A 26,856-nucleotide genomic window follows, 5' to 3' on the forward strand; every position below is an offset into this window, starting at 1 on the left:
CCCGCCACGGGGTGTTTCGTGATGGACATCATGCCCGCCGTCGGTTTCTCGCCCTACACGCTCTACTCGCGCGAGGAATGGGCGCGCCTGCGCGAGGACACGCCGCTCACGCTGACCGAGGCGGACATCGAGAATCTCTCTGGCGTGACCGAGCGCGTGTCCACCGACGAGGTGGTCGATGTCTATTTGCCCCTCAGCCGTTTGCTCAATCTCTACGTCGAGGCCTCGCAAGGCCTGCATGGCGTCACAGAAGAGTTCCTGCGCAAGGGAAACGGGAAGATTCCCTTCGTCATCGGCCTTGCCGGCAGTGTCGCTGCGGGCAAGAGCACGTCGGCCCGTGTGCTTCAGGCGTTGCTCGCCCGCTGGCCGAGCCATCCGAACGTGGCGCTGGTTCCGACGGACGGTTTTCTGTTTCCGAACGCAGTCCTCCAAGAGCGTGGGCTGATGACCCGGAAAGGGTTTCCCGAGAGCTACGATCTGCCGACCCTGCTCAATTTTCTGGGTGACGTGAAATCGGGCAAGGCGCGCGTGGTGGCCCCGGTCTATTCGCACGTCGTCTATGACGTGCTGCAGGGCCAGACACTCGCCGTCGAGCATCCGGACATCGTCATCGTCGAAGGGCTCAACGTGCTGCAGCCCGCCATTCTGCCGAAGGACGGCGAGACGATCCCGTTCGTCTCGGACTTCTTCGACTTTTCGATCTATGTCGACGCGTCGGAAGCCCTCGTCGAGCACTGGTACGTGGAGCGCTTCCTGCGCTTGCGCCAGACGGCGTTCCGCGATCCGGCGGCATATTTCCATCGCTACGCCACGCTGTCAGAAGGTGAAGCGCGCGAAGTCGCTCTGTCCCTGTGGCGGACGATCAATCTCGTCAACCTACATGAGAACATCCTGCCGACGCGGCAGCGCGCCGATCTGATCCTGCGCAAGGGCGCCGGCCACGCCGTGGAAAGCGTGGCGCTGCGGAAGCTCTGACGGACTGACGCTAGGAGAGGATCCCGCGAGACTTGGCGAGTTCCACCAGGTTGGCCTCGGGCCGCGCACCGATATGGGAGATGGCTTCCGCGGCGGCGATGCTGCCAAGACGGCCGCAATCGGCGATCGGCATGCCGCGCGAGAGGCCGAACAGGAAACCTGCCGCGTACAGATCGCCCGCGCCCGTGGCATCCACCACCTGAGAGACGGGTTCGGCACGAATCTCGATGGTCTCGCCGCCGCCGACGATCAGCGACCCGTCCTCGGACCGGGTGAGGACAGCCATCTCGCAGTCCTGCAGGGCCGCATCCGCCGCCTCCAGGAATGTGTTGGTTTCGTAGAGCGAGGTGATTTCCTTCTCGTTGGCGAACACGATGTCGGCGCCGTGTTTGACGAGTTCGCGGAAATCTTCCCGGTGCCGGTCGACGCAGAACGGGTCGGACAAGGACAAGGCGACCTTGGCGCCGGCTTCTTTGGCGAGCTTGGCCGCTTCGCGGAACGCGGACTTGGCCTCATCCTTGTCGAAGAGATAGCCTTCCAAATAGACGAACTTGGCTGCGCCGATGAGCTCGGCATCGATGTCGGCTGCCGTCATGTCCACGCTCGCACCGAGAAACGTGTTCATGGTGCGCTCGCCATCGGGCGTCACCAGGATCAGGCAGCGCGCGGTCGGCGCGCCGTCGACGGCCGGCTCGGTCTCATATGAAATGCCCAGCGAGCGGATGTCGTGACGGAAGATGCCGCCGAACTGATCGGCGGCGACGCGACCGATAAAACCGCATTTCGCACCGAGTGCGGCGAGGCCTGCGATCGAATTGGCGACGGATCCGCCCGAACGCTCCGTGGCCGGTCCCATCTCTTCGTAGAGTTCGGCGGCCTCGGCAGAATCGATCAGCCGCATGAAGCCCTTGTCCAGGTTCCGCTTGGTCAGAAACGCGTCGTCGCAACGTGCGATGATGTCCACAATGGCGTTTCCGATGCCAACCACGTCGATCGTCTTTTCAGCCATAGTCCCGCCAAGTCTCCCGGTTCAGCTTTTTTCGGTTCAGGTACGGCTGCTGGCGTCGCGATCTTCCATCACTATATTCCTCCAGCAGACAGACGCAGGACAAGTCATGCTTAGCGCAGCACGTCAAGCCTTTGGGGAACTCTTCTCGCCGCCATTCCGCTCGGTCATGGTGAAGTGCGTGGCCTTTACGCTCGCCTTGCTGGCCGGGCTGTTCATCGCGATCCAGTGGTCGTTTGCTTACTTCGTCGCGTGGCCGGACTGGATCGAGACATCCGTTCAGGTTCTCGGCGGTCTCGCACTGGTCGCGGCCTCGATCTTCCTCATACCGCCGGTGACGTCGCTGATCGCGGGCCTCTATCTCGACGACATCGCCGCCGTGGTCGAGCAACAGGGGTTCCCCGCCGATCCGCCCGGGCGCGAGCTGCCGATCGCGCGCTCGATCTGGCTCGCGATCCGCTTCTTCTTCATTGTGCTCCTGGTCAACCTCGTCGCGCTGCTGCTGTTGCTGGTGCCGGGCGTCAACCTGATCGCGTTCTATGTGGGCAACGGCTACCTGCTCGGCCGGGAGTATTTTGAGCTCGCCGCCATGCGGCATGTAAGTGAGCGCGAGGCGAAGCGCATCCGCAAGGCCAACACTACGACCGTGTTGTTGTGCGGGCTGGTGATTGCGGCCGTGGCGTCCGTGCCGATCCTCAACCTAATCACACCGCTTTTTGCGACAGGTTTCATGGTGCGCATGTGGAAGCGCATCGCTGCCAAGACAAAGCCTGGACTGCCAGGGCCCGGACAGCGTGGAGCGGCACGAGCGCCCATTGCGCAATCGACGCGCACCTAAGCCGGCGCCTCGACCTTCTGCTTGAAGGCGCATAGATCGCTGATGTGGCAGCGCCAGCATTCAGGTTTGCGTGCCTTGCACACATAGCGTCCGTGCAGGATCAGCCAATGATGGGCGTGTAGCTTGTATTCGTTAGGGATCACGCGCTCGAGAGTCTCCTCGACCTGCAGCGGTGTCTTTCCGGGTGCGAGGCCGGTGCGGTTGGAGACCCGGAAGATATGCGTGTCGATGGCGATGGTGGGCTGGCCGAATGCGACGTTCAGAATGACATTCGCGGTCTTGCGCCCCACCCCCGGCAGCGCCTCCAGATCCTCGCGGCACTCAGGCACCTTGCCGCCGTGCTCGGTGACGATCTTCTTCGACAGCGCGATCACGTTCTTGGCCTTGTTGCGGAACAGACCGATCGTTTTGATCCGATCACTGACGTCTTCTTCGACAAGCGCGGCCATCTTCTCCGGTGTGTCGGCGATCTCGAAGAGAGCCGGTGTGCAGCGGTTCACGGAAGTGTCGGTCGCCTGGGCGGACAGCACCACCGCGACGAGGAGCGTGAACGGATCGCGATAGTTCAGTTCCGTCTGCGGATCGGGATCGAGAGCCTCGAAGCGCGCGAACATTTCGGCGATCTGGGCGCGGGTCAGCTTGGTGCCCGAGCGCCGACGCGCCGGGCGCCGTTTCGGCGCTTCACCCTTTCTCGATCCAACCGCCACTTGCGTTGTGCCACCCTTCCCGGCTGTATTATTGTGAACGCTATGACAGACACGCCGACCCTGCCGCAAGGCCCCGATGACAGCGAGCCCCGATTTCGTGCGGTCCTGACCCCGCACCGATCTCTGGGGCCGAAGGGCTTTGTGATCTTCATGGCCGCCATCAGTACGGTTTCTTTCGGCACCGGGCTGATGTTCTTCCTCATGGGGGCCTGGCCCATCATCGGTTTCATGGGCCTCGACGTGCTGCTCGTCTACGTGGCGTTCCGACTCAACTTCCGGGCCTTGCGGGTCTACGAGACTGTGGCGCTCGACGACGAGGCGCTGACGGTGACGCGTGTCGCGCCCGATGGGAAGGAGCAGTCCTGGCGGTTCAACCCCTATTGGGTTCGGGTCCGGGTCGACGAGCGCGTCGGGCTCTCGTCGGAACTGTCACTTGCAAGCCACGGCAAACGCCTCGTGTTCGGCGCTTTTCTGACCGATCCGGAACGGGAAGATTTTGCGGATGCGCTGAAGGCGGCACTGCGCGAGGGCTGCGCGCCTGCTGTCTGACGAAGCAGGCTGGTTTGAGCCCTACGCGGCGAGGCTGCGCTTCTCGGCGAGGGTCCCGTCCGCCTTGACCCGATAGATCACCGGTGTGGCGGTCGCCAGGGAGTAGTGCTGCACCTCTTCCGGCGTGAGCTTATCCAGCTCCATGATCAGTGAGCGCAGGGAGTTGCCGTGCGCGACCACAATCACGTTCTTGCCGGACTGGAGCTCCGGGACGATCCAACGGTCGAAGAAGGGGCAGACCCGCGCCGCCGTATCCTTCAGGGATTCGCCGCCCGGCGGCGCGACGTCGTAGGAGCGCTGCCAGATCTGAACCTTCTCGGCGCCGAAGCGCTTGCGCGCCTCTTCCTTGTTGATCCCGACCAGGTCGCCATAGTCGCGCTCGTTGAGCGCGGCAGCCTTGATGATGGGGAGTTTGCCCTGACCCACTTCGCCGAGAATGATGTCGAGCGTGTTGTGGGCCCGCTTCAGCGTGGAGGCGAAGGCGCTGTCGAAGACCAAGCCCTCGTCCTTGAGCCGTTGACCGGCCCGGTGGGCTTCGGAGACGCCTTCCTCGCTGAGGCCGACATCCTTCCAGCCCGTGAACATGTTCAGGCGGTTCCACTCGCTTTGGCCGTGCCGGACCAAAACAAGAACATTGTCTGAGCCCTGCGGTCGATCGCTCGTCTTTTGAAGCATGTCCCCTGAATACCGCCCTGTCATCGTCTGCTCAACTGGCCCTTTGACGCCGTGGACGCCTCTTCTTGGCGGCGATTATAGGTCCGCATGGTTAAGAGCCATGGTCACTATTATCGACCAATGGGGTGACTTTTTGGCTGCAAGGATAACAAGGCCTTAGCTCTGCCATCGGATGTCCCCAACCGAACTATCACTGCGTTGTTACAGTCCAAGCACATCCGCCATCGAGTAGAGCCCCGGCGGCCGTCCCCGGGCCCAAAGGGCCGCGCGAACCGCGCCGCGGGCAAAAATTCCGCGGTCGGATGCAATATGTGTCAGCTCGAAACGCTCGCCGGGACCGGCGAAGATCACGCTGTGCTCGCCGACGACGTCGCCGCCCCGGAGGGTCGCGAAGCCGATGTCGCCTTCGGCGCGCGGGCCCGTCTCGCCGTCGCGGGTCCGGACCGCCTTGTCCGCCAGCGCAACCGCCCGCCCCTCTGCGGCCGCCTCGCCCAGCATCAGCGCCGTACCGGACGGCGCATCGCGCTTGTGGCGATGGTGCATCTCCAGAATTTCGATATCGAACTCGGGTCCCAGAATCTCGGCGACGCGCTTCGTCAGCGCGGTCATGAGATTGACACCCATGCTCATATTGCCGGCCTTCACGATGGTAGCGTGCCGGGCGGCCGCGTCGATCCGTGCGAGTTGCTCATCGCTGAACCCGGTCGTGCCGATGACGTGGACGATTCGTGCCTGGGCCGAGAGCGCCACCAACTCCGTCGTGGCATGGGGCAGAGTGAAGTCGAGAACGCCTTCCACATGGGCGAAGAGCGCATGGGGGTCGTCGGTGATGGGAACGCCGATGGGATCGAGGCCGGCGATCTCGCCGATATCGCAGCCGATGGCCGGTGAACCCGCCGTCTCGAGGCCGCCGGCGATCTCGCAGCCCGGGGTCGCGTGCAGGGCCCGGGTCAGGGCCTGGCCCATGCGCCCGGCAGCACCGAGAACCGCGATCCTCATGTCACTCATCGTGTGTGGCGCCCTCGGTGCTCTCGTGGTGCCGCCATGGTAGGACGGCCGACGGCAAAAAATTGTGCGGTGCCGTTGTATGACGACCAGGCGCTTGTCACAAGTCTGGCAAGGTTGGAATGTCACAGGACCAAAGTAGGGGGGCTGTCGGACATGAGTGGACGGTTGATCGGGACCATTGCGACCGCTCTCGGGAGCTGCGGCGTGGTCCTTGCCACGGTGCCGTCCGCCGTTGCGGCCGAAAGCGCCTATACGCCGCTCGTTCTCGACAAATGCGACAACGTCACACCGCCCGCGTTTGCCGAACACGGGGCGGTCTTTCGGTGCAAGGGATATGGCGGGATGGCCGCCCGGGTCGCGGAGGGCGACCTGCGCATGTTCGTGTCCTATGGCCCCCACGCTAAGGATCAGACCGCCGCGGGGCAGACCCTCCCGATGTTCAACACGATCGGAGAGACGCTGGAGTGGCGGGTCGAGGCCGGGAAGCCGTTCGCCACGATCCTTCGGTACCATTGGGACTCGGACGGCCTCGGCGGAGGGTCGACCCTGGTCGTCACCAAGCTCGGCAACACCAACGCCTGCCATGTCGCCTATGTGCGCGCGGAAGAGAACCCGGACGCGAACAAGCTGGCCCGCGAAATCGCTGACAAGGACGCGGGTCGGTTCTCATGCGAACGAGATCGACCGCGGACATACGGCGCGGGCGGTCAACCGGTCGACTGACGACCGGTCGCAGCGATTCGCTTCAACAGGTTACGCGACGTTGCGGTCGAGCGGCTCGTCTTCGAGCGGGTTGGCGGGCACCTCGGCCTCGGGCCGGCCGAAATAGTAACCCTGGACCTGATCGCAGCCCCAGCGCTTCAGCATGGCCGCCTGCCCTTCGGTTTCGACACCCTCGGCGGTAATCGTCACATGCAAGGATTGGCCGAGGCCGACAATGCTGGAGACGATCGCACTCGTCTGCGGGTTCGTACCGAGCGTATCGATGAAGGATCGGTCGATCTTGATCTTCTTGACCGGGAAACGGGTCAGGTAGGACAGGCTCGAATAGCCGGTGCCGAAGTCGTCCATCGCAATGGAAACGCCAAGCTGGTCCAGCCGGCTGAGCGTGTCGATGACCTTGTCGGTATTTTGCAGGATGGTGCTTTCCGTGATCTCGAGCTCGAGGCGTTCCGGCTCCAGGCCCGTCTCCACGAGCACGCGTCGTACGAGCTCGAAGACATCTTGTGTCTTGAACTGGGCGGGCGACAGGTTGACGGCGAGCTTGGTGTCGCTCGGCCATCCCAAGGCGTACGTGCAGGCGGTCTTCAGGATCCACTCGCCGAGAGGCACGATGAGGCCCGTCTCCTCGGCAATCGGCACGAATGTCGACGGCGGGATTTCGCCCTCGGTCGGGTGCCACCAGCGCACGAGCGCCTCGTAGCCGGTGAGCTGGCCTTCGCTGAGACCAAACTGCGGCTGATAGTCGAGATAGAGCTGGTTCTTGCGGATGGCGTTGCGCAGGTCATGCTCCAGACGGCGGCGTCTCTGAAGCGCGGCGTCCATGGCCGGTTCGAAGAAGCGGAACGTATTGCGGCCGTCCTGCTTGGCGCGGTAGAGCGCCAAGTCGGCATTCTTCATCAAGATTTCCACCGGCTGATTGGCGATCGGCCCGAGGGCGATGCCGACGCTGGCGGAGGTGGTGATCTCGTGGCCGTTGACCCGATACGGCGCTCCGAGCGCATCGCAGATGCGCTGGGCCAAGGTCATGGCGTCTTCCGGAACCGTGATGTTCTCGGCGACGACGGCGAACTCATCGCCGCCCATCCGTCCGACGATGTCGCTGTCGCGAAGGGTCTCGACCAGCCGGGCGGACACCTCTTCCAGCAAGGCGTCGCCGGTCGCGTGGCCAAGGGTGTCGTTGACGTTCTTGAACCGGTCCAAGTCCAGGCCGAAGACGGCAATCTTGGTGTCATGCCGCTTGGCGCGGGCGACCGCCTGTTCCAGGTGGTAGCGGAACTGCAGCCGATTAGGCAGCCCGGTCAGGGAATCGTGCATGGCGAGGTAGCGGATCTTGTCCTCGGCCTGCCAACGTTCGCGAATGCGCCGCGAAGCGATGGCGGCCGGAACCGAGAATCCCATGATGATCAGAAGGCCCGTGGTCACGGTCACGACGACAAGGGCGAGGTTCGTGAGGGAAGCCGCCGCGCTCTGGTCGAATTCGAACGCATAGAGATAGGCCACGTTGCCGTTGTGGATCACGGGAACGATAGCGAGGCTCTTTCGATCTTGTCCCGGCAACGAGGCGACCGTGATCTCTTTCAGCGCAACCGCGTCGGCGATGGCGGCTCGGTTCTGGTCGGTCTGGAGCGTGCGTGTAAGGACGTCCGGCGCGAGCGGACCGCCGACAGCCATGGGCTCGCCTCTCGGGCTGAGCACGGCAAAGCCTTCCATCTTGCTGACGGCATCCTCGCCGGAGCGTCCGGGATCGGCGGCAAGCAGTCCGCCCGTGAGCCAGCGAAGACGGTCGGCGAACTTGCGATGGCTCTCATTGACCGAAATCGTCGGCATGCTGCCCGCCGGATCCGAGTCCTGCGTCAAGTGCCGCCGCAGCGCTGCCGCATCGAGAATGTGTAGAGCCTCTCCCTCAGGCAGAGCGTCCGACCCATCCAGGGCGCCGCGAATGCGCTTGTCGGCCTTGGCGCCCCAGGCGTGCGCCGCGTTGCTGGCCTCGACCTCGAGCGCGTAGTTGATTGCCGATCCGCCTGACAGAACGGCCGCCATCACGGTGAAAAGCCCCAGCGCAACAAGACCGAGCATGATCCATCGGTCGCGCTTGTCGAACTCTGCCATATTATCTTGTCTTCCCTGCCGTCCCTTCCCGAATAGAAGACCCTATGGGCGAGGTCGTTAAGGCAGACCGAATGGGTAGAGTTAATGGATGCTGAATCGGCAGATGAAAACTAGCGCCAAGCGAATGCGATCTTGCGCAGGCTCGTCCCGCTGAAGTCCTCTGTGCCCTCGGCAAGCGGCTTGCCGCCGAGCCTGAGGTAGAAGTCGCACGCGGCTTCGTTGTCCGCGAGGGCCCACACCAGGAGGCCCGGGAGACGCCATTCCTGGAGCTTCTGTCGCGCGCCCTCAAAGAGCTTCGTGCCGAGTCCCAACCCTTGATAGGTGGGGCAGAGGTAAAGCTCGAAGATCTCGCCGCGGAAGGGGCCGCGGCCGACGCGGCAACGCCCGAAGGTGACGTAGCCCGCCACCTGACCGCCAAAGTCGAGCACGAGCACGGACGCGCGCCGCTGCAGCACCCGTTCCCACCAGCCTTTGCCGCGGCGGGCGATCATTCGTTCAAGATCGAGATGGGGAATAATGCCCTGATAGGCCCCGCGCCATGCTTCCTCGTAAGCGGTCGCAAGCGCGGTTGCATCTTTTGGCCGTGCCGGCCTCACCTGAGCGACATCGACGGACATGCACCAAGCCTAGCTCAGCGGCTCCGATCGGGCAAAGGGTCCGTTTGGGTTATCCCTTGTTCCGATGGCCCCGAGCCCCGACGCGGTGCTGTTGTGCGTCCGTGCTGCGGACGGCGCAGTCTAGGCGGCGTTTTCCGCTTCCCGCTGCCGCTCGGCCTTCTTGCGATCGTTCGGATCGAGATGCTGTTTGCGCAGACGAATCGAATCGGGGGTCACCTCGACCAACTCGTCGTCCTGGATGTAGGACAACGCCTTTTCCAGAACCATGCGGATGGGCGGGGTCAGCCGTACCGCTTCGTCCTTGGACGTGGTGCGGATATTCGTCAGCTTCTTGCCCTTCAGGACATTCACTTCGAGGTCGTTGCCGCGCGTGTGCTCGCCGACGATCATGCCCTGATACACCCGCGCACCAGGTTCGATCATCATCGGCCCGCGGTCTTCCAGGTTGAACAGCGCATAGGCCACAGCCTCGCCCTGGTCGGTGGAAATCAAGACGCCGTTGCGCCGTCCCTGGATCGCGCCCTTATGCGGTGCGTAGCCGTGGAACAGGCGGTTCATGATTCCGGTGCCGCGCGTGTCCGTCAGAAGTTCGCTCTGATATCCGATCAGGCCGCGTGTCGGCGCATGGAAGACCAGGCGCACGCGCCCGCCGCCGGACGGCTTCATCTCGATCAAATCGGCTTTTCGTTCGGACAGCTTTTGCACGACCGCGCCCTGGTGCTCTTCGTCGAGATCGATGACGACCTCTTCGATGGGCTCCAAGAGCTGTCCGGTTTCGTCACGGGTGAACAGGACGCGCGGCCGGGACACGGAAAGCTCGAAGCCCTCGCGGCGCATGGTCTCGATCAGAATCCCAAGCTGCAGCTCGCCGCGGCCGGCAACGATCATCGAGTCGCGCTCGTCCGATTCGGTGACCTTCAGCGCCACGTTGCCTTCGGCTTCCTGCAGCAGCCGGTCGCGAATCATGCGGCCGGTGACTTTCGACCCCTCGGTTCCGGCAAGCGGCGAATCATTGACGCGGAAGGTCATGGAGAGCGTCGGCGGGTCGATGGGCTGGGCCGTGAGCGGCACATCGATTTCCGGGGAACAGATCGTGTGGGCGACCGTGGCGTTGGGCAGGCCCGCAATGGAGACGATGTCGCCGGCGCTTGCCTCGTCCAGCGCCGCGCGCTCGAGGCCGCGGAAGGCGAGCACTTTGGAGACGCGCCCCTGCTCGACAAGCTTGCCTTCGTGGTCCAGCACCTTGACCATTTCGTTGGGCTTGATCGTGCCGGCGGTGATGCGGCCGGTGACGATGCGCCCGAGATAAGGATTGGACTCGAGGATCGTTCCCAGCAGTTGGAAGGGACCCTCCTCGATGGCCGGCGCCGGCACATGGCGCAAGACCAGTTCGAACAGGGGCGTCATGCCCTGGTCCTTCGGCCCCTCGGGGCTTTCGGCCATCCAGCCTTCTTTCGCCGACCCATAGAGGACCGGGAAGTCGAGCTGCTCGTCGTTGGCATCGAGCGCGGCGAACAGATCGAAGATCTCGTTCAGGACCTCGTCGGGCCGCGCATCGGGGCGGTCGACCTTGTTGATCACGACGATGGGCTTAAGCCCCATCTTGAGCGCCTTGGACACGACGAACTTGGTTTGAGGCAGGGGGCCCTCGGCCGCATCGACCAGGACGAGAGCGCCGTCGACCATGTTGAGGATGCGCTCCACCTCGCCGCCGAAATCGGCGTGGCCCGGTGTGTCGACCACGTTGATGCGGGTGTCGTCCCAGACGATGGAGGTGGCCTTCGCCAGGATGGTGATCCCGCGTTCCTTCTCCAGATCGTTGGAGTCCATGGCGCGTTCGTCGACGCGCTGATTGTTGCGCACGGCGCCCGACTGCTGGAGGAGGCGGTCGACGAGGGTGGTCTTGCCATGGTCGACATGCGCGATGATGGCGATGTTGCGTAGCTTCATGTTTGGATAGGTCTTTCGGCCAGGCGCGGGCGGATGCGCCAGCGGGCTGTTATTGCGGCGCAATATAGGGATTTTGCCGTCAACCGCAATGGCGCGCGGGCGCGCCGGTCACAGGTGCGTCGCGGCGGCGCGATATCCGTTGCGCGCGCGGGCGCCGATACCGCACACTCGCCCGCCCGTTGGGTCGGTTCCCGGCGTGGTTGTTGTGATCAAGCACAGAAGGTTCACCGATGTCCGAGACCCCGGAGCCGCCCTATGGGCCGACGCCACAGGCTCTTGCCGGCAAGGAGTTGCCGTCGTTCCGATACGCGCTGGGCGAGGCGCGCGCGAAGCAGTTCGCGGGCGGCACCGCGAAGGAAGCCAATGTCAGTCAGTTTCCGGTCTCCGAGGCGCTTGCCGGCGTCTACATGACCTTGGAGCCCGGCGCGGTGCGTGAGCTGCACTGGCACGCCAATGCCGCCGAGTGGGCCTACATGATCGAGGGCCATGCGCGGGTCACCACCATCGATCCGGAGAACCAGGCCGAGGTCGTCGATTTCGGACCCGGCGACGTCTGGTACTTCCCGCGCGGTCATGGTCATTCGATCCAGGGGCTCGCCGACGGCTGCACCTTCATCCTCGTATTCGACAACGGCTACTTCTCGGAATTCGGCACCTTCTCGATCACAGACTGGCTGGGGCACACGCCGCACGACGTGCTGGCCAAGAATTTCGGTCTACCGGAATCGGCCTTCGCGAACTTCCCCGATCACGAAGTCTATATCGCCAAGGGCCCCGTGCCGCCGCCGCTGGACGAGTTCCCGGCGCCGGGCACGCTCAACGCGCCCCCGCTGACCCACCGCTATCGCCTTCTCGCCCAGGCGCCGGAGCCGTTTCCGGGCGGCGAGATGCGGATCGCCTCGGAGATCGAGTTCCCGATTTCGACGACGATGACCGGTGCGCTGCTGACCATTGCGCCGGGCGGCATGCGCGAGCTGCATTGGCATCCGAACGCGGTCGAGTGGCAGTACTATCTGACCGGCACGGGACGCATGACGGTGTTCGGCTCGGCCGGGCGCGCCCGCACGGATGAGTTCGCGGCCGGCGACGTGGGCTACGTCCCGCAAGGCTTCGGCCACTACATCGAGAACACGGGCGACGAGGATCTCGAGCTGCTCGTCGTGCTCAACAACGGCACCTACGAGTCGATCTCGATCACCGCCTGGATGGCGGGAACGCCCGACCTTCTCCTCTCGACGAATTTTGGCGTGAAGGAGAGCGTGTTCGAACGAATGCCCGGCGATGCGGTCATCATGCCCGAGGAGGAGTCCTAGGCCGGCGCGCGGTTACGGACCGAAGTGTAGGTCCAAGTCCGGCGGCTATCCCTGGGACAGCTCGGCGCGTGCGCCGTCGGCCAGCCAGCGCGTCAGCGCGCCGGCGCCCATGGCACCCGGCAGGGTCGCGGCCTGGCCGGACCAGAGCGGGGAGAAGTCGCTTGAGCCTTCGGCCTCGGCTTTGGCGCGGAGCGGCGCGATCGCCGGGCGTCCGCGTGGGAAACGCGGCGCGGCCGCGTTCATCGGCCCCTGTTCGCGCATGAAGCGATTGACGACGCCCCGCGCCGGGCGTCCCGTCAGCACATTCGTCATGGCGGTTTCGCGTGCCGGATCCGTCAGCGCCGCGCGGTGGAGCGGCGGCGTCCAGGCCTCGTCCGTCAGAAGGTAGGCCGTGCCGACCTGCACGGCGGCGGCGCCCAACGCAAAGCACGCGGCGATTGCCTGCCCATCGGCGATGCCGCCCGCCGCGATCACCGGCAGATCGAGGTTCGCCGCGATACTGCGAACGAGCGCGAACGTCCCGACCTGGCGGGAGACGTCGGTCTCCAGAAACATGGCGCGATGGCCGCCCGCCTCGGCACCTTGGGCAATGATCGCGTCGACGCCGTTCTCGGCGAGGTATCGGGCTTCGCGGAGCGAGGTCGCCGAGGAGATGACCCTGCAGCCAGTGTCCTTGACGCGCGCCAGAAGCGGCGCCGCAGGCAGGCCGAAATGAAAGCTGACGATCTCCGGTTTGGCGGACTCGATTGCGGCGCACTCGGCTTCACCGAACGGCGCATGCCCGGCCGGCAGCGGCAGATCCGGCGGCGCCACCCCGGCGGCCTCGAAATAGGGTGCGAGATGCGCGAGCCAGGCGCGGTCGCGCTCCGGATCGTCGGGCTCGGGCGTATGGCAGAAAAAATTGGCGTTGAGCGGCGCGTCCGTCTTTTCGCGGAAGGCGGCGACCCCGGCTTCGATCTCAGCGGGGCTCAGCACCGCGCACGGAAGCGCGCCAAGTCCGCCCTCCCGGGCAACTTCAATCGCCACCTCGACCCCCGCCGAATTGGCCATGGGCGCGGCGAGAATCGGGACGTCGATGCCGAACAGGTCGAGAAGCCGTCGGTCAGGCCAGGTCATGGCGTCTTTCTCCTCCCGGTGCGGCCGCGCCGCTACGACCCTTGCAGCTTGCGAAGCGTGCGCAGCCGCAGCGCATTGAGCTTGATGAAGCCTTCGGCGTCCTTCTGGTCGTAGGCGCCCTGGTCGTCCTCGAAAGTGACGATCTCATCGGAGTAGAGCGACTTCTCGCTGCGGCGGCCGATGACGATGACGTTGCCCTTGTAGAGCTTGAGCGTGACCTCGCCTTCCACGTGCTCCTGGCTCTTGTCGATCAGCGCCTGCAGCATCTCGCGCTCCGGCGCGAACCAGAACCCGTAATAGACGAGCTCCGCGTAGCGCGGCATGAGCTGGTCCTTCAGGTGCATGGCCTCGCGGTCGAGGGTGAGCGACTCGATGGCCCGATGCGCCGCGAGCAGGATGGTGCCGCCCGGCGTCTCGTAGATGCCGCGCGACTTCATGCCGACGAAGCGATTCTCGACGAGGTCGACGCGCCCGATGCCGTTGTCGTGGCCGAGCTGATTGAGCTTGGTGAGGACTGCTGCGGGCGACAGGGCCATGCCGTCGATCGAGACGGGGTCGCCCTTCTCGAAGCCGATGGTGATGATGGTGGGCTCGTCCGGTGCATCCTCCGGCGCGACGGTGCGCTGAAAGACGTAAGCCGGCGGCTCGACGTTGGGGTCCTCAAGCACTTTTCCTTCCGAGGAGGAGTGCAGCAGATTGGCGTCGACCGAGAAGGGCGCCTCGCCGCGCTTGTCCTTGGCCACGGGGATCTGGTGCTTCTCGGCGAACTCGATGAGGTCGGACCGGGACTTGAACTCCCAGTCGCGCCAGGGTGCGATCACCTTGATGTCCGGGTTGAGCGCGTAATAGCCAAGCTCGAAGCGCACCTGGTCGTTGCCCTTGCCGGTGGCGCCGTGACAGACCGCATCGGCCCCGGTCTCCTTGGCGATCTCGATCTGCCGCTTGGCAATCAGCGGACGCGCGATCGAGGTGCCGAGCAGGTACACACCTTCGTAGAGCGCGTTCGCCCGGAACATCGGGAACACATAGTCGCGTACGAACTCCTCGCGCAGATCCTCGATGTAGATCTCCTTGATGCCCAGCATCTCCGCCTTCTTGCGGGCGGGCTCGAGTTCCTCGCCCTGGCCGAGATCGGCCGTGAAGGTCACGACCTCGCAGCCGTAGGTTTCCTGGAGCCATTTGAGGATGATGGAGGTGTCGAGACCGCCGGAATAGGCGAGCACGACCTTCTTGATATCAGTCATTCCGAAGTCCTGCCGAAGTCTTGAAGTCCTGCTGAAGTCTTGGAGAGGCGCGCGTTTACGGCGCGATTGCAGCGTTGGCCGGGACTATAGGCGCGGCACGCCCGCGCGCAAGAGGCCCGAAAGGGAGAGGCCCCGCGCAGAGGGATAGGGCCGCTAGTCGGGGTCGGCGCGCCGCAGCAATGCCTGGCCCGAATGGCGCAGGCCCGCCCCCAGTCGCGTGAGCCCCGTGCCGATGCCGGCGAGAAGCGCGGCGATGCCGCGATGGAGGGCGAAGGCGATCCTGTCGAGCTGCGCCTCCAGCTTTGCATCGTTGCGGCGCCCCGGCGCCAGGAGCAGGTAGTAGAACAGCAGGACCATGCCGACGGTGAACACGCCGGCGAAGAGGACGTCACTCAGAAAGTGCCGTCCGAACGTGACGCGCAGCCCGCCGACGGAGATGCCGTAGACCACTGCGGCACCCACGGTGAAGGGCCGGGCGGCTGGCGGTGCCAGCATGGCCGGCGCAACGGTCCAGAAGGCGAGGCTCCCCTCGCCCGACACGAAGGAGCAATTGCGGTGGCACGCGCCACCGGGGCGCCACCACGGCTCAAACGTGTCCTTGCCGCCGAACTGCTCCACCTGGTTGGGCCGCGGCCGCCCCCAATTGTCTTTCAGAACGAGATTGGTGAGGACGCCGGGCCCGGCGATGAACGAGCCGACGAGAAACAGCGCCACGGACGGCGCGATGATCATCTTGGTGCGCGGAAACACGAACTTGCGGATCAGCACGAAGAGCGACGGGGCGACGAGGAGATAGGGGACCCAATAGGCGAGGTTCCGGACCCTCTCCCAGTCCGCGTCGCGCGCCATCGGGAACCGGCCGGTCTGCGGATCGTAGAACAGAGACGCCGCCCACAGGTCGATCTCCGGGAAGATTGCGAAGATCAAACCCAGGATCAGCCCGAAAGCCAGAGTCGCGAGCAGCAAGCGGCGCGCCACGCATATCTCCTAACGTGAGGGAACCGGCCGCCGCGGGGGTGCCGGCGGCGGGTTCGCATGACCAAAATCAAGGCTTTATGGCGCAGCCCAGGCACAATGCCAACAACAGCCATGCGGTCTCGTAAACCCGTGCCACCGTGACGATTTTATGATTGTTGCGCAATCGGGTGGAACCACGGAGAGTGGAGCAAGTTGATTCTTCGGGGGTCCGAAGGAGTGCGTAGATGACGAAAGACACGATCGATACCGACCAGAAGCCGACCCAGTCGCGCTCGGCTCTGCTTCGCGAATTCGGCTATGCATGGCGTCGCCGCCGCAGCCAGGCCAAGCGGTCCTGGCGCGAGACCGTGACGCTCTTCAAGCCGGAGCCCTGGCTCGTGGCCCTCGCCCACGAAAAGGCGCGTTCGCCGGTCAAGCTCCGCGACCTGCCAGAAGCCAGTAAATAAAGCCGCCGGCAAAACCCGCCGTGGCGAAGATGGTCATGTAGTCGCTCGCGGGCAGCGAGGGCGCGTCGGCCGCTGCGCCGGCGAGGATCGGAATGGCGGCGAGCGCCGCGCCCCCGGCCAGCACGTAGTACATCCACGAGCGGATGCGCGCGACCTCCCCGATGACGGCGGCGGCGAAGGCCGGCAGGGCGGTGAGCGCGGGCCGACGGTTCCGATGAATACGACCGCGCCGAACGCCATCGCCACGCTGCGTTGCACTTGCGGATCCTGCAGGACAGGGTCTTGCAGCACGAAGGCGCGGAACTGCGGGTCCTCGATCGCGATGGCGCGCAGCTCGTCGCCCATCCACACCGATCCCAGCGCGAACAGCACGGCGAGCGCGACGCCGACGCCCACGCAGAACGAGACGACGACGACGATCCCGCGCCAAACAAAATGCCCAATCGTGCGGTCTTCCAAATGCTCCACTCCGTGACGCCCGCCCCGGTCGCGACTATAGATGGCGCGACTATAGAAGATGCATCGCAGCCCCGGGGACCGGCATCATGCCTAGAATCGACTTCTGGTACGAGTTCGCCAGCACGTACTCGTATGTAACCGCCATGCGCATCGCGCGGCTCGCGGGCGATGCGGGCGTCGCGGTCCGTTGGCGGCCGTTTCTGTTGGGCCGATCTTCAAGGAGCTCGGATGGAACGATTCGCCCTTCAACATCTATCCCGCGAAGGGGCGCTATATGTGGCGCGATTTCGCCCGCGTTTGCGATGACGAGGGCTTGCCGTTGCGCCTGCCGCCGGTGCGCTTCCCGCAGAACGGCGTGAAGGCTGCGCGGCTCGCGCTCGCCGGCGAGGGGGATGGCTGGACGGCGGCGTTCACGCGCGCCGTCTTCACGGCGAACTATGCGGAGCAGCGCGACATCTCCGACGACGAAACGCTGCGGGACATTCTGGCCGGCATCGATGTCGATTCGGATGCCGCTTTCGAGGCGGCGAACGCGCCGGTGGGCAAGGAGGCTTTGTTCGCTCAGGTCGACGAAGCGAAAGCACTGGGCATTTTCGGCGCACCGTCCTTCACGGTCGGTGACGAGCTGTTCTGGGGCAACGACCGTCTGGAAGCAGCGCTGCGCTGGGCGAAGGGGTAGCTTTCAAGCGCGGCTCTCGAGCCAGGCCACGACATCGGCCGCGCTCGAGGTCGGCGGGAACACCGGATAGAATACGTGCTCGATGGCGCCGTCGCGTACTATGAGCGTGAGCCTCTTGATCAGCCGCATGCCGTCCAGCGTGAAGGTCGGCAAACGCATCGCCTCGGTGAAGGCGAACCGGTCGTCGCTCAGGATCTCGAAGGGAAGGTGCAGACGTTCCGCCATCTCGCGCTGATAGGCGGTGTCCTGGGTGCTGAGCCCGAACACCTGCGCCCCGAGCCGGGCCAAATCGGCGGCGTGATCGCGAAAGGCGCAGGCCTGCGGCGTGCACCCGCGCGCACCAGGGATGGCGTCCCATCCATCGGGCAAGGCTTCGCCGGGCACGCCGGTGCGCGGATAGCAGTAGATGACCGTGCGGCCGGGACCGAGGGCGCCGAGGTTGACGTCGCGCCCCTTGGTGGAGGCGAGGACGATCTCCGGCATCGCCCTCCCAGCGAGATGATCGCAGGCGCCGTCGTCGATGGGGCGGGGAAGGTCGTCCGGCAGATCCTGCAGGCTGCTCAAGCCCGCGCCTCGTCGAGACGGGTACTCGCGCGCTGCTTCAGGCTGGCGCTCTTGAGCTGGCCGCAGGCAGCCATGATGTCGCGGCCGCGGGGGCTGCGCACCGGGCTCGCATAGCCGGCGCGGTTCACGACCTCGGCGAATTTCTCGATCTGCTCCCAGTCGGAACACTCGTAGGGCGCGCCCGGCCAGGGATTGAACGGAATCAGATTAATCTTGGCGGGGATCTTCTTGAGCAGGCGCACAAGCGCCTTGGCGTCGTCGATGGAGTCGTTCACGCCCTTGAGCATCACGTATTCGAATGTGATGCGTTTCGCGTTGGAGAGGCCCGGATAGGCCCGGCAGGCCTCCAGCAAGTCGCGAATTGGCCATTTGCGGTTGATGGGCACGAGCTCGTCGCGCAGTTCGTCGCGGACGGCGTGCAGCGAGATTGCGAGCATGGTGCCCGCCTCGTCGCCCCAGCGCGGAATCTCCGGCACGATGCCGGAGGTAGAGAGCGTGATGCGGCGCTTGGAGATCGAGAGCCCCTCGCCGTCGGCGGCGATGGCGCACGCCTCGCGTACGTTGTCGAAATTGTAGAGCGGCTCGCCCATGCCCATGAGCACCACGTTCGTGATCTTCCGCTCGCCGGAGGGGAGCCCCGTGGGATCTTCGGGACCGCGCCGGGCCAATCGCCGATCCGGTCTCGCGCGAGCAGGATTTGCCCGACGATTTCCTGTGCGGTGAGGTTGCGCACGAGCCGCTGCGTGCCCGTGTGGCAGAAGGTGCAGTTCAGCGTGCACCCCACCTGGCTCGAAATGCAGAGCGTGCCGCGATCCTCTTCGGGAATGTAGACCGTCTCTACATCCTTGCCGTCGGCGAGACGGAGCAGCCATTTGCGCGTCCCGTCGACGGAGACCTGCTCCGACACGATTGCCGGGCGATCGAGGGAATACTGCGCCGCCAGGGTGGCGCGCAGATCCTTGGCGACATCGGTCATGGTGTCGAACGAGGTCGCGCCGCGCACATAGAGCCAGCCCCAGAGCTGGGCGACGCGCATGCGCAGCTGCCGCTCGGGCACGCCGGCGGCGGCCAGCCGCTCGCGCAAGCCGTCCCTGCCAAGCCCGGCAAGGCTCTCGTGTGGGTGCGATTCGGCGGTCTGCGGCTCCGTGGCCGGATCGATTGTGGCGGTCGTGGTCATGACAAATTGCTTTCTTGGCCCCTCATATCATGAGGCGAACCGGAAATGCCAAGATGCAGCGGTACGAAAGCGGCCTCAAGGGTCGCCCGCTTCGGGCGCCCGGCCGGCAGGCTTTTCAGCAAAAAGAAGTTCGGTGAGCCTAGCCCGCCTCGGGGGCGCACTCCTTGGCGGCGGCTTCGATCGCGCTGGACGTGCCGCTCAGGGAATACTCATCCGTGGTGTTGGTGCCGCGGGCCGACCGGCCTTTGACGGTCATGGCGCTGCCGGCCTTCAACGCCTCGACGAGCTTGGCCTCGTCTTCCGGCTTTTCGACAAAGGCGCCCTCGTCCTTGGTGAAGAGTTCGAACGAGTCGCTGCCGATCGTCACCGTGACTTTGCCGCCAGGCGGAAAGGGGTAGCCCATCTTCACGCTGATCTCGCCGGCGATCTTGTCGCTGGGATAATCTGACGTGTAGAAATAGATGGGTCCGCGCCGCACGTTCCGCGGCAACGATTTGCGAGGCTGCGAGACGGCGAAGCAGACCTTGGGGCTGCCTTGCGAAACGTAGGCGGCCCAGTCGTTGAATTTCTGAAGAAGTTTGACTTCCTGCGCGACGACCGGCGTTGCGCTGAACGCCACCACCGCACAAGCCGCTACAACGGCTCGGCGCATCTCCCCGTCCCCGTGTCGTGAGCAGTCTCTACGCATGAATGGCTGCAGTCTTCCCTAGTTATGGTCCAAAGGTCAACCCTGACGCCGCCGCTTGGGCCGCCCCTGCACATGGGGCGTCAGCGGCGGTGCTACGGTTCCCTCGCTGACCGGACGCGGGGCGAAACGACCCAATGCCCGAAGCCGGTCATACATTACGATTGCCCCTGCTGTCGCCACATTCAATGAGAAATTCGTCGGAATGCGAATTACATGACCGCAGCGCGCAAGCAGCTCTGCGCTCAGTACACCCCGTTCCGGTCCCAGCACGTACGCACACTGCAAGGGATGAGGAAAACTCGGCAGTTCTGTGGCGTCGTCCAGGATTTCGATGCCGACGAGACTGCAGCCCTTGGGAAACTGCATTTCGTCCACCGTCTGCCAGTGATAAACCGGCAAGTGGTTGTCCGCCTTGGATGTGTCCGAGCGCATTTTGAGGGACCGGGCGTCCGCGCCGACCGTAAACGCAAAGCTCGCTCCGAAGGCGTGCGCCGACCGGAGCAGGCCGCCGAGATTCTCCGCTTTGGAAATACCCTCGGCGCCGATGCCGAAATAGCCGCGCGTGCTTGGAGTGGTTCGTCTCACGGGGCTTGTTTGCCACACGTGGGACCTGAGCAAAAGGCGGCTGTGCAGCCTCGTTGCCGCGCGGCCTTGTGATGGCGGCGCGCACGGGGCAAAAGGCATGGAAGGCAACGCGACAGAGCCGGGGGCCATTACATGCGTGCAGTGCAGTTCAGTGAGTTCTCGGGGATCGATGCGCTCAAGCTCGTTGAGATCGCAGACCCGACGCCGAAGCCAGGCGAGGTCGTGGTCAAAGTCACCGCGGTCGGCCTGAACTTCTTCGATACGCTGGTCCTGCGGAACAAGTACCAATTCACGCCAAGCCTGCCGGCCTCGCCAGGGGGGGAGATCGCCGGGGTCGTGGAGGCGCTCGGCGACGAGGTCACCGACCTCACGATCGGCCAGCGGGTCATGGCGCATGTGGGCGGCAACGGCTGCCGCGAACGGCTCGCCGTCAACGCCGCGCGCGTGATCCCCATTCCCGATGGGGTCAGCGACGACGTGGCGGCGGGGATCTCCGTCACCTACGGGACCGCGATGCACGGCTTCAAGGACCGGGCCAAGCTGCAGCCCGGCGAGAGCGTTGCGGTGCTGGGGGCCGCCGGCGGTGCGGGTCTCGCGGCGGTCGAGATCGCCAAGCTGATGGGCGCGCGCGTCATCGCCGTCGCCTCGTCGGAGGAGAAGATCGCGCTGGCCATGCGGCACGGCGCCGACGAGGGCATCGACTACGAGACCTGCGACCTGAAGACGACGCTCAAGGAGCGCACGGCCCCGACGGACTCGACGTGCTGTATGACTGCGTCGGCGGCGATGCGGCCGAGCCGTCTTTACGCGCGCTGGGGTGGAAGGGCCGCTATCTCGTTATCGGCTTTGCGTCCGGCGACATCCCGCGCCTGCCGCTCAACGTGATCATGCTGAAGGGATGCGACGTGCTGGGCGTCTTCTGGACGGCGTTCGTGGACCGCGAGCCAGAGGCGCATCGTGCGAACACGCTGCAGGTCTTGAATTGGTGCCAGGAGGGGCGGCTCGCGCCGCACGTCCACGGGACCTACCCGCTTGCCGAAACCAAGGAGGCCCTACGCGTCATCCAGGAGCGCAAGGCCAGCGGCAAGGTGATCGTCCGCCGCAGGAATAGAGGGTTATTGCGCCGTCCAGGCTAGCCGTGTGCGGCCGCGCTCGCGTCCGGCAATTCCTTGTCCAACGCCCGTGCGGCTGCCGTCCTGTGGACCGGCGTGATGTTCGCCGAGACGAGGCCCACCACGGCCGTCAGGAGCGCCATGTCGTCGGCGAAGCCGAGGCCCGTGACGATGTCCGGAATGAGGTCAATCGGCATGATGAAATAGGCGAGCGCCGCGAGCAGCATGCCGCGCACGCGCATCGGCGTGGACGGATCCATGGCGCAGAAATACGCGGCGACAAGGTCCTCGACGAAGGGCACAAGTCCTGCGACGCGCTTCAGCTTGCGCCAAAAATTGCGGCGCACTTTCTGCTCGCGTTTGTGGAATGTTTCCACGGTTATCTCCCGTCCCATCGCGGCCTCACGGAGATCGGCCGCGTCTTCAAATACGGTCATAGTCGACTGCCTCTCCGTTTGATGTGTGCGGGCATAATTCCTTTATTATGTGGGATGTCGTGACCCCCTTCTCAAGTGGAGCCCTAAGACCCGAGACATGACTGGAGACAAAACCGAAGACACCGAGACCGTCCGGCACCGGCTGCTGTTTGCGTGCCTCGGCAATATCTGCCGCTCGCCCATGGCCGAAGGCGTGTTTCGCCGCGTGGCCGAAGAGGAGGGCGGGGCTCATCTGTTCGAAATCGATTCGGCCGGGATGGGCGATTGGCACAAGGGCCAGGCGCCCGACCCCCGGGCCCAGAAGGCCGCGCTGACGCGCGGGGTCGACATCTCCGCCCAGTCCGCGCGCAAGGTCGAACTCGAGGACTTCGACCACTTCGATCTGATCCTGGCCATGGATGGATCGAACATCTCCGATCTTCAGGACATCGCACCACACGCGGCCCGCCATAAGATCCGGCGCTTCCTCGACTTCGCTCCGCATCTTCCCGAAGAGGACGTGCCCGACCCATATTATGGCGGCGAGGCGGGCTTCGACCACGCGCTCGACCTCATCGAGGCGGCGTCGAAGGGTCTGCTGTCCGAGCTGATGCGCGCGAGCGAGGCGGCGTCGAAGGTCTGAGGACGTCGCGGGCCTAGGGATCGATCCCGAAGAGCGGCGGGTGGTCGAACTCGTAGCCGCCATAAAAGTCGTCGCCGTAGTCAACCTCCTCGTCATCGAGGTCGTAGGCCGCCTCGACGACATAGGGTCCGCCGCCGACCGAGTTGCGCGACGAGTAGAGGACAAACCGCTTCACTGTGAAGGTCTCGGAGATCAGCCCTGCGTTCTGGAGATAGGCCGCCACAGCATCCGGGCGGGTGCCGCGCAGGCGGGCGATGGTCACGTGGGGGGTAAACTTGCGCCGCTCCGGCGCGAGACCGGCGACCCTTGCCGCTCCGTCATGGGCGTGCTGCAACGCTTCGAGCTCCGGCGAGGGTGCGACGCCCGCGAAGATCGTCCGAGGCTTCTTTCCGCCGAAAGAGTCGAGACCGTTCAGCTTAAGGGTGAAGGGCGCGGCGACCAGCTCACCGAGAGCCTCGGTGAAATCACGGGCCGTCGCGCCGTCCACATCGCCAATGAAGCGTAATGTCAGGTGGTAGTATTCCGGGTCGATCCAGCGGGCCCCGTATAGCCCGGCTCGAAGCATGGACAGACGATCGGCGATGCTCCTCGGGATCTCTATTGCGGTGAATAGCCTGGGCATAACCGAATCAACATGTTGTTGCGACTACGAGTCTCAGGGGCAAGGGTTGGGGTAGTCAAGGTGGATATTCTCGATGTCCTCAAGAACCGCCTCGGGCAGCGTCAGCTCTGCGGCGTCGATATCGGTCTTGAGCTGCTCCATCGAGGTCGCGCCGATGATGACGGACGTCATGAAGGGGCGCGACAGGGCGTAGGCGATCGCCATCTGCGAGGGGTCGAGGCCGTGGCGCCGGGCGAGCGCCACATAGGCGGAGATCGCGCGCGGGCCGTTTCCTTGCTCGTAACGGCCGAGCCTATTGAACAGGGTCTTGCGCGCGCCTTCCGGCAGCGCCCCGTCCTCGTATTTGCCGGTCAAATAGCCTTGGCCGAGCGGTGAATAGCCGAGCAGGCTGACGTGCTCCTCGTAGCTGATCTCCGAAAGGCCGACTTCATAGGAGCGGTTGACGAGGTTGAAGGCGTTCTGGATCGAGACCACCCGCGGCAGGTTGTGCTGCTCGGCGAGCTTGAGAAAGCTCATCGTGCCCCATGGCGTCTCGTTTGAGAGGCCGATGAAGCGCACCTTGCCGCTTGCGACGAGTTCGCCGAGCACTTCGAGAATTTCATGAATGTTGTGGGCGTCGTCGCCCAACCGCCGGTATTCGAGGCCCTCGAAGACGCGGATAGGCCGGTCCGGCCAGTGGAGCTGGTAGAGGTCGACGTAGTCCGTCTGGAGGCGCTTGAGGCTCTTGTCGATGGCCTCGCGCATCTGCTCCGGCGTCTGGCGCGACAACATGGGCTCGTCGCGCAGCCAGTCGATGACGCTGCTGCGCCCCGCCACCTTGGTGGCGATCATCACCTTGTCGCGGGCCTTGCGTGACGCGAGCCAGGTTCCGACGATCTCTTCGGTGGCGCCTTGGGTCTCAGCTTTCGGCGGGATCGGGTAGATCTCCGCTGCGTCGAACAGGTTGATGCCCTGCTCGAGCGCGTAGTCCATCTGCGCGTGGCCCTCGGCCTCGGTGTTCTGTTGGCCGAAAGTCATCGTGCCGAGCGTGAGCGCACTCACCTTCACGCCGGTGCGTCCAAGTTCCCGATATTCCATGCAATCTCCGTCGTTCGTGTCGCGTGTGTCTGTCCGTTGCGTCACATTTCGCAAAGGATAACAAGTTGTTAGCGGCGGCGGCCCTAATCCAGTTGTTAAGGACTCCTGGCCTAGAAAGGTAGGTTAAACCAGCCCGGCGCGGGAAACCCGCCGGCCGGGCGCCGACAGGGATGGGATGCCCGCATGGGTGTGCTTGGGCCAAAAAGGCTACCGAGGGATTTGGGCAGCGCTGCGGCCATCGAGCCGCCCAGCCCGAACGAAGCGTCATTTCATGAGCCGACCTTTCGGGAACCATGGGACCGGTATCTGCGGCGGCTCGTTGTCGGTGCGGCCTATGCGATGCAGCCGCAGCGCATCGCGCTCCTGCCGCGGCTGTGGCAGATGACGCTTGCCTACTATCTGAGCCCTAAAGGCACGCGGGATCAGCTGCCGGCGCGGCCCACCTACGCTACCCGCTGGGGGCTCGCCGGCATCAGCGACGACCTCAGCGTTCCGGCGCTCCTGCACAACTACGCGCGGGGCCTGTTTCCGGTCTGCCATATCGGGCCGATGAAATGGTGGTGTCCGTCGCTGCGGGCCGTGCAGGATCCGAGGCTTGCCCATGTCGGGCGTACCGTTCGGCGGCTCATTCGCCGGCACAACTTCACGGTCACGATGGACACGGATTTCGCCGGCGTGATGGAGGCCTGCGCGCAACCGCGACCCGGCAAGACGCCGCTCACCTGGATCACGCCGAAGGTCATGCGAGCCTTCTACGCAGCTTACAGAGCCGGATACGCGCACTCCGTCGAGGTGTGGGACGGGCAAGGCCGGCTGGTCGGCGGTCTCTTCGGCCTCGCCATCGGCGACGTCTATTTCGGCGAGTCCAAATTCTGCCGTTCGTCCCATGCGTCCAAGGTGGCGGTCGCCTATCTGCACCGGCACCTCGCGGCTTGGGGCTACCGTCTCTACGATGCGAAATGGATGACGCCCCATCTGGCCGAGACCGGCTTTGTGGCCATGCCGCGCGACGACTTCCTGTCCTTGCTGCCGTGGTACACCTCCGAAGAGGGGCGGGTCGGTCGCTGGACTGTCGATCCCGCGCTCGACCCGGCGGACTGGTCCAAGGGCTGGGACGTCGCGTCGCCCAATCCACCTGGCGCGGCGCCGCGTGCGGCGTGAGGGCGGCACGGCGCGCATGCACTATTCGACCCAACGGCCCAACGTCTCCGGGGGCGCTGCGAGGGAAGGAGATTGGATGGCGTTCCTGCACCGGCACCTGAAGCCGTTCGTGTCGACGTCTTCGCTTCTGTCGCTCGCCCGGATCGCCGGCGCGGCGGCCGGCTTCGCCACCCAGGTGCTGCTGGCGCGCACCCTCCATGCCTCGGCGCTGGGCTTGTTCTACTCCGTCACCAGCCTCGCCGCCGTCATGGGGATGGTCGCGGCGCTCGGCTACCCCAGCATCGCGTCGCGCTTCGTATCGCGCTACCGCGAGAAGGGCCGCGCGGGCTGCTTGCTGCCTTCATCGCCTACGTCAGGAATACCGTGACGCGAAGCGCCGTCCTCGCCACGGGCGTCGTCATTGCATTTGCGGTATTCTGGCCGGGGCTGGAGCTCGACGCGAGGATTGCGACTGGCGCCGCTGCGCTGGCGATACCCGCGATCGCCGCGATCGAGTTAAACGGATCTCTGGCATCGTCGTTTCGCAGGTTCGCGCTGGCCTATCTGCCGGATACATGCATCCGGCCCTTCGTGCTGCTTGCGGCTCTTCTCATCCTTGTCGCTTTGGGGGCGACCCTGACGGCACCGCTCACAGCGGGGCTATTTGCGATCATCATCATCGGCCTCGCAGTCGTGCAGTACCTTCTATTGTCGAGGACCGTGCCCGGGGCCGAGATGCCGGGCACTGAGGTTCCGCCGCGTTACCTGCGGATTTGGCGGCGCGAGGGGCCGCCCTTGGTCTTGGTTGCGCTCTATACGTCTTTTTTTGCTGACGTCGACATCCTCTTGGTCACGCCGCTTCTGACCAGCGCCGACACGGCAATTATCGGCATTTGTCTCAAGATGGCGCTGCTGGTCGGCTTCGCGGTGCAGGTGGCGCACCAGGTGAGCGTGCCCGACCTCGCCGACGCGCACGCGCGCAAGGAGCACGGCCACATCGACAGCATTGCGCTGAAGGCCATCGGATTTCCGCTTGCCGCCACCCTCGTCGCGATGCTCGTTGTCGCGCTCTGGGGCGAGACCATCCTGTCGCTGTTCGGTCCGGACTTCACGGGCGCGAAGGTGCCGCTGCTGATCCTAATCGGGTGCCAGCTGGTGCGGGCTGTGTTCGGACCGAATGTCGCTCTGCTCTCGGTGATCGGCGCACAGCGCCAGAACGCGTTGCTCGCGGTCACCGCCTTGGTGGTGCTCGTGTTGGCCAACCTGGCGCTCGTGCCACCTCTGGGCGTCGTCGGGGCCGCGCTTGCCGTCGCCGTCGCGACGCTGGTTTGGCTGAGTGCCTGTGCGGTGGTCCTGTCGCGCGTGAGCGGACTTCGGACCGACGCGCTGCACGTCATGTCGCGCGCCCTGCGGGACCGCGGATAATTCTTCTAGGAGGGT

Annotated in this window: 28 protein-coding genes and 2 pseudogenes; 12 read left to right on the forward strand and 18 right to left on the reverse strand. The window is 64.9% G+C overall.

Annotated elements, in window-relative coordinates; all coding sequences use genetic code 11:
* The first annotated feature begins 21 nt into the window (after positions 1 to 21).
* Positions 22 to 975, forward strand: a complete 954-nt coding sequence (gene coaA / locus DCY11_RS07925) for a type I pantothenate kinase (protein ID WP_108682435.1) — start codon at positions 22 to 24, stop codon at positions 973 to 975.
* Positions 976 to 985: 10 nt separating this feature from the next.
* On the opposite strand, the gene DCY11_RS07930 is transcribed toward coaA, so the two are convergent.
* Complete coding sequence (locus DCY11_RS07930; RefSeq protein WP_108682436.1) at positions 986 to 1,984, reverse strand: adenosine kinase; 999 nt, start codon at positions 1,982 to 1,984, stop codon at positions 986 to 988.
* 106 nt (positions 1,985 to 2,090) lie between these two features.
* On the opposite strand from DCY11_RS07930, the gene DCY11_RS07935 reads away from it, so the two are divergent.
* A complete protein-coding gene (locus DCY11_RS07935) occupies positions 2,091 to 2,819 on the forward strand; it encodes a sulfate transporter family protein (RefSeq protein ID WP_108682437.1) in 729 nt (242 codons plus the stop codon).
* On the opposite strand, the gene nth is transcribed toward DCY11_RS07935, so the two are convergent.
* Complete coding sequence (gene nth / locus DCY11_RS07940; protein WP_245409312.1) at positions 2,816 to 3,526, reverse strand: endonuclease III; 711 nt, start codon at positions 3,524 to 3,526, stop codon at positions 2,816 to 2,818. The genes DCY11_RS07935 and nth overlap by 4 nt on opposite strands.
* A 42-nt stretch (positions 3,527 to 3,568) precedes the next feature.
* Here nth and DCY11_RS07945 point away from each other — a divergent pair, with 42 nt between their 5' ends.
* The gene (locus DCY11_RS07945) at positions 3,569 to 4,075 is read left to right on the forward strand and encodes a DUF2244 domain-containing protein (RefSeq protein ID WP_108682438.1); all 507 of its coding nucleotides are present in this window, start codon (positions 3,569 to 3,571) and stop codon (positions 4,073 to 4,075) included.
* Between the two features lie 21 nt (positions 4,076 to 4,096).
* Here DCY11_RS07945 and DCY11_RS07950 read toward each other — a convergent pair whose 3' ends face one another.
* Positions 4,097 to 4,750 (reverse strand): 2,3-bisphosphoglycerate-dependent phosphoglycerate mutase, encoded by a 654-nt coding sequence (locus DCY11_RS07950; RefSeq protein ID WP_108682439.1) that lies wholly within the window; start codon positions 4,748 to 4,750, stop codon positions 4,097 to 4,099.
* 201 nt (positions 4,751 to 4,951) lie between these two features.
* Entirely contained in the window at positions 4,952 to 5,749 is a 798-nt protein-coding gene (dapB, locus tag DCY11_RS07955; protein WP_108683736.1) for a 4-hydroxy-tetrahydrodipicolinate reductase, read from the reverse strand.
* A 162-nt stretch (positions 5,750 to 5,911) separates the two neighbouring features.
* On the opposite strand from dapB, the gene DCY11_RS07960 reads away from it, so the two are divergent.
* The gene (locus DCY11_RS07960; RefSeq protein WP_108682440.1) at positions 5,912 to 6,481 is read left to right on the forward strand and encodes a hypothetical protein; all 570 of its coding nucleotides are present in this window, start codon (positions 5,912 to 5,914) and stop codon (positions 6,479 to 6,481) included.
* Between the two features lie 30 nt (positions 6,482 to 6,511).
* Here the strand turns inward: DCY11_RS07960 and DCY11_RS07965 are convergent, their stop codons facing one another.
* From DCY11_RS07965 to typA, 3 genes are all read right to left on the reverse strand, one after another.
* A complete protein-coding gene (locus tag DCY11_RS07965; RefSeq protein ID WP_108682441.1) occupies positions 6,512 to 8,590 on the reverse strand; it encodes a bifunctional diguanylate cyclase/phosphodiesterase in 2,079 nt (692 codons plus the stop codon).
* A gap of 110 nt (positions 8,591 to 8,700) precedes the next feature.
* Positions 8,701 to 9,207 carry a GNAT family N-acetyltransferase gene (locus DCY11_RS07970; RefSeq protein WP_108682442.1) on the reverse strand — a complete coding sequence of 169 codons (507 nt, stop codon included), beginning with the start codon at positions 9,205 to 9,207 and terminating at the stop codon, positions 8,701 to 8,703.
* Between the two features lie 120 nt (positions 9,208 to 9,327).
* Positions 9,328 to 11,157 (reverse strand): translational GTPase TypA, encoded by a 1,830-nt coding sequence (gene typA, locus DCY11_RS07975; protein WP_108683737.1) that lies wholly within the window; start codon positions 11,155 to 11,157, stop codon positions 9,328 to 9,330.
* Positions 11,158 to 11,387: 230 nt separating this feature from the next.
* On the opposite strand from typA, the gene DCY11_RS07980 reads away from it, so the two are divergent.
* Positions 11,388 to 12,470: a cupin domain-containing protein gene (locus DCY11_RS07980; protein ID WP_108682443.1), complete on the forward strand. Its 1,083-nt coding sequence runs from the start codon at positions 11,388 to 11,390 to the stop codon at positions 12,468 to 12,470.
* A 45-nt stretch (positions 12,471 to 12,515) separates the two neighbouring features.
* Here the strand turns inward: DCY11_RS07980 and DCY11_RS07985 are convergent, their stop codons facing one another.
* From DCY11_RS07985 to DCY11_RS07995, 3 genes are all read right to left on the reverse strand, one after another.
* A complete protein-coding gene (locus DCY11_RS07985) occupies positions 12,516 to 13,586 on the reverse strand; it encodes a nitronate monooxygenase family protein (protein WP_108682444.1) in 1,071 nt (356 codons plus the stop codon).
* 32 nt (positions 13,587 to 13,618) lie between these two features.
* The gene (locus DCY11_RS07990; protein ID WP_108682445.1) at positions 13,619 to 14,830 is read right to left on the reverse strand and encodes an argininosuccinate synthase; all 1,212 of its coding nucleotides are present in this window, start codon (positions 14,828 to 14,830) and stop codon (positions 13,619 to 13,621) included.
* 153 nt (positions 14,831 to 14,983) lie between these two features.
* Positions 14,984 to 15,808 (reverse strand): phosphatase PAP2 family protein, encoded by an 825-nt coding sequence (locus tag DCY11_RS07995; RefSeq protein WP_108682446.1) that lies wholly within the window; start codon positions 15,806 to 15,808, stop codon positions 14,984 to 14,986.
* Positions 15,809 to 16,032: 224 nt separating this feature from the next.
* Between DCY11_RS07995 and DCY11_RS08000 the strand changes: the two genes are divergently transcribed.
* Positions 16,033 to 16,254, forward strand: a complete 222-nt coding sequence (locus DCY11_RS08000) for a hypothetical protein (RefSeq protein WP_108682447.1) — start codon at positions 16,033 to 16,035, stop codon at positions 16,252 to 16,254.
* A gap of 33 nt (positions 16,255 to 16,287) precedes the next feature.
* Here DCY11_RS08000 and DCY11_RS08005 read toward each other — a convergent pair whose 3' ends face one another.
* On the reverse strand, positions 16,288 to 16,722 hold the full coding sequence (locus tag DCY11_RS08005; RefSeq protein ID WP_108682448.1) for a hypothetical protein: 435 nt from the start codon (positions 16,720 to 16,722) through the stop codon (positions 16,288 to 16,290).
* Positions 16,723 to 16,900: 178 nt separating this feature from the next.
* Here DCY11_RS08005 and DCY11_RS08010 point away from each other — a divergent pair, with 178 nt between their 5' ends.
* Positions 16,901 to 17,392, forward strand: a complete 492-nt coding sequence (locus DCY11_RS08010; RefSeq protein ID WP_371514992.1) for a 2-hydroxychromene-2-carboxylate isomerase — start codon at positions 16,901 to 16,903, stop codon at positions 17,390 to 17,392.
* Between the two features lie 3 nt (positions 17,393 to 17,395).
* Here the strand turns inward: DCY11_RS08010 and DCY11_RS08015 are convergent, their stop codons facing one another.
* The 4 genes and pseudogenes from DCY11_RS08015 to DCY11_RS08030 form a co-directional block, all read right to left on the reverse strand.
* On the reverse strand, positions 17,396 to 17,956 hold the full coding sequence (locus tag DCY11_RS08015; protein WP_208430432.1) for a peroxiredoxin: 561 nt from the start codon (positions 17,954 to 17,956) through the stop codon (positions 17,396 to 17,398).
* Positions 17,953 to 19,133, reverse strand: a pseudogene (rlmN, locus tag DCY11_RS08020) (23S rRNA (adenine(2503)-C(2))-methyltransferase RlmN). The gene DCY11_RS08015 and the pseudogene rlmN overlap by 4 nt, the downstream one beginning before the upstream one ends.
* A gap of 139 nt (positions 19,134 to 19,272) precedes the next feature.
* Positions 19,273 to 19,785 (reverse strand): invasion associated locus B family protein, encoded by a 513-nt coding sequence (locus DCY11_RS08025; protein WP_159079874.1) that lies wholly within the window; start codon positions 19,783 to 19,785, stop codon positions 19,273 to 19,275.
* Between the two features lie 72 nt (positions 19,786 to 19,857).
* Entirely contained in the window at positions 19,858 to 20,406 is a 549-nt protein-coding gene (locus DCY11_RS08030) for an RNA methyltransferase (protein ID WP_245409313.1), read from the reverse strand.
* Between the two features lie 132 nt (positions 20,407 to 20,538).
* Between DCY11_RS08030 and DCY11_RS08035 the strand changes: the two are divergent.
* Positions 20,539 to 21,542: pseudogene (locus DCY11_RS08035) on the forward strand (NADPH:quinone oxidoreductase family protein).
* Here DCY11_RS08035 and DCY11_RS08040 read toward each other — a convergent pair.
* Complete coding sequence (locus DCY11_RS08040) at positions 21,539 to 21,913, reverse strand: YkvA family protein (protein WP_108683740.1); 375 nt, start codon at positions 21,911 to 21,913, stop codon at positions 21,539 to 21,541. The pseudogene DCY11_RS08035 and the gene DCY11_RS08040 overlap by 4 nt on opposite strands.
* 139 nt (positions 21,914 to 22,052) lie before the next feature.
* Between DCY11_RS08040 and DCY11_RS08045 the strand changes: the two genes are divergently transcribed.
* The gene (locus tag DCY11_RS08045) at positions 22,053 to 22,577 is read left to right on the forward strand and encodes a low molecular weight protein-tyrosine-phosphatase (RefSeq protein ID WP_108682450.1); all 525 of its coding nucleotides are present in this window, start codon (positions 22,053 to 22,055) and stop codon (positions 22,575 to 22,577) included.
* A gap of 13 nt (positions 22,578 to 22,590) precedes the next feature.
* Here DCY11_RS08045 and thpR read toward each other — a convergent pair whose 3' ends face one another.
* Both thpR and DCY11_RS08055 read right to left on the reverse strand, forming a co-directional pair.
* Positions 22,591 to 23,199, reverse strand: coding sequence for an RNA 2',3'-cyclic phosphodiesterase (thpR, locus tag DCY11_RS08050; RefSeq protein ID WP_108682451.1), 609 nt, complete (start codon positions 23,197 to 23,199; stop codon positions 22,591 to 22,593).
* Between the two features lie 33 nt (positions 23,200 to 23,232).
* A complete protein-coding gene (locus DCY11_RS08055; protein WP_108682452.1) occupies positions 23,233 to 24,276 on the reverse strand; it encodes an NADP(H)-dependent aldo-keto reductase in 1,044 nt (347 codons plus the stop codon).
* Positions 24,277 to 24,459: 183 nt separating this feature from the next.
* On the opposite strand from DCY11_RS08055, the gene aat reads away from it, so the two are divergent.
* The 3 genes from aat (at position 24,460) to DCY11_RS08070 (ending at position 26,841) form a co-directional block, all read left to right on the forward strand.
* Complete coding sequence (gene aat, locus DCY11_RS08060; RefSeq protein WP_108682453.1) at positions 24,460 to 25,437, forward strand: leucyl/phenylalanyl-tRNA--protein transferase; 978 nt, start codon at positions 24,460 to 24,462, stop codon at positions 25,435 to 25,437.
* 76 nt (positions 25,438 to 25,513) lie between these two features.
* A complete protein-coding gene (locus DCY11_RS08065) occupies positions 25,514 to 25,804 on the forward strand; it encodes an oligosaccharide flippase family protein (RefSeq protein ID WP_159079875.1) in 291 nt (96 codons plus the stop codon).
* On the forward strand, positions 25,801 to 26,841 hold the full coding sequence (locus DCY11_RS08070; RefSeq protein WP_108682455.1) for a lipopolysaccharide biosynthesis protein: 1,041 nt from the start codon (positions 25,801 to 25,803) through the stop codon (positions 26,839 to 26,841). The genes DCY11_RS08065 and DCY11_RS08070 overlap by 4 nt, the downstream gene beginning before the upstream one ends.
* Positions 26,842 to 26,856: the final 15 nt, after the last annotated feature.

This window comes from Methyloceanibacter sp. wino2, from assembly GCF_003071365.1.
GTDB lineage: Bacteria > Pseudomonadota > Alphaproteobacteria > Rhizobiales > Methyloligellaceae > Methyloceanibacter.

Bases quoted from the DNA above. Each gene is read 5' to 3' on its own strand.
- typA (WP_108683737.1), bottom strand. From the start codon at position 11,157: ATGAAGCTACGCAACATCGCCATCATCGCGCATGTCGACCATGGCAAG.
- DCY11_RS08040 (WP_108683740.1), bottom strand. From the start codon at position 21,913: ATGGGACGGGAGATAACCGTGGAAACATTCCACAAACGCGAGCAGAAA.
- thpR (WP_108682451.1), bottom strand. From the start codon at position 23,199: ATGCCCAGGCTATTCACCGCAATAGAGATCCCGAGGAGCATCGCCGAT.
- DCY11_RS08000 (WP_108682447.1), top strand. From the start codon at position 16,033: ATGACGAAAGACACGATCGATACCGACCAGAAGCCGACCCAGTCGCGC.
- DCY11_RS07970 (WP_108682442.1), bottom strand. From the start codon at position 9,207: ATGTCCGTCGATGTCGCTCAGGTGAGGCCGGCACGGCCAAAAGATGCA.
- DCY11_RS07945 (WP_108682438.1), top strand. From the start codon at position 3,569: ATGACAGACACGCCGACCCTGCCGCAAGGCCCCGATGACAGCGAGCCC.
- DCY11_RS08065 (WP_159079875.1), top strand. From the start codon at position 25,514: ATGGCGTTCCTGCACCGGCACCTGAAGCCGTTCGTGTCGACGTCTTCG.
- DCY11_RS08025 (WP_159079874.1), bottom strand. From the start codon at position 19,785: ATGCGCCGAGCCGTTGTAGCGGCTTGTGCGGTGGTGGCGTTCAGCGCA.
- DCY11_RS08045 (WP_108682450.1), top strand. From the start codon at position 22,053: ATGACTGGAGACAAAACCGAAGACACCGAGACCGTCCGGCACCGGCTG.
- DCY11_RS07930 (WP_108682436.1), bottom strand. From the start codon at position 1,984: ATGGCTGAAAAGACGATCGACGTGGTTGGCATCGGAAACGCCATTGTG.
- DCY11_RS07985 (WP_108682444.1), bottom strand. From the start codon at position 13,586: ATGACCTGGCCTGACCGACGGCTTCTCGACCTGTTCGGCATCGACGTC.
- DCY11_RS08055 (WP_108682452.1), bottom strand. From the start codon at position 24,276: ATGGAATATCGGGAACTTGGACGCACCGGCGTGAAGGTGAGTGCGCTC.
- DCY11_RS07950 (WP_108682439.1), bottom strand. From the start codon at position 4,750: ATGCTTCAAAAGACGAGCGATCGACCGCAGGGCTCAGACAATGTTCTT.
- dapB (WP_108683736.1), bottom strand. From the start codon at position 5,749: ATGAGGATCGCGGTTCTCGGTGCTGCCGGGCGCATGGGCCAGGCCCTG.
- DCY11_RS07990 (WP_108682445.1), bottom strand. From the start codon at position 14,830: ATGACTGATATCAAGAAGGTCGTGCTCGCCTATTCCGGCGGTCTCGAC.
- coaA (WP_108682435.1), top strand. From the start codon at position 22: ATGGACATCATGCCCGCCGTCGGTTTCTCGCCCTACACGCTCTACTCG.
- DCY11_RS07935 (WP_108682437.1), top strand. From the start codon at position 2,091: ATGCTTAGCGCAGCACGTCAAGCCTTTGGGGAACTCTTCTCGCCGCCA.
- DCY11_RS07960 (WP_108682440.1), top strand. From the start codon at position 5,912: ATGAGTGGACGGTTGATCGGGACCATTGCGACCGCTCTCGGGAGCTGC.
- DCY11_RS07980 (WP_108682443.1), top strand. From the start codon at position 11,388: ATGTCCGAGACCCCGGAGCCGCCCTATGGGCCGACGCCACAGGCTCTT.
- DCY11_RS07965 (WP_108682441.1), bottom strand. From the start codon at position 8,590: ATGGCAGAGTTCGACAAGCGCGACCGATGGATCATGCTCGGTCTTGTT.
- aat (WP_108682453.1), top strand. From the start codon at position 24,460: ATGGGTGTGCTTGGGCCAAAAAGGCTACCGAGGGATTTGGGCAGCGCT.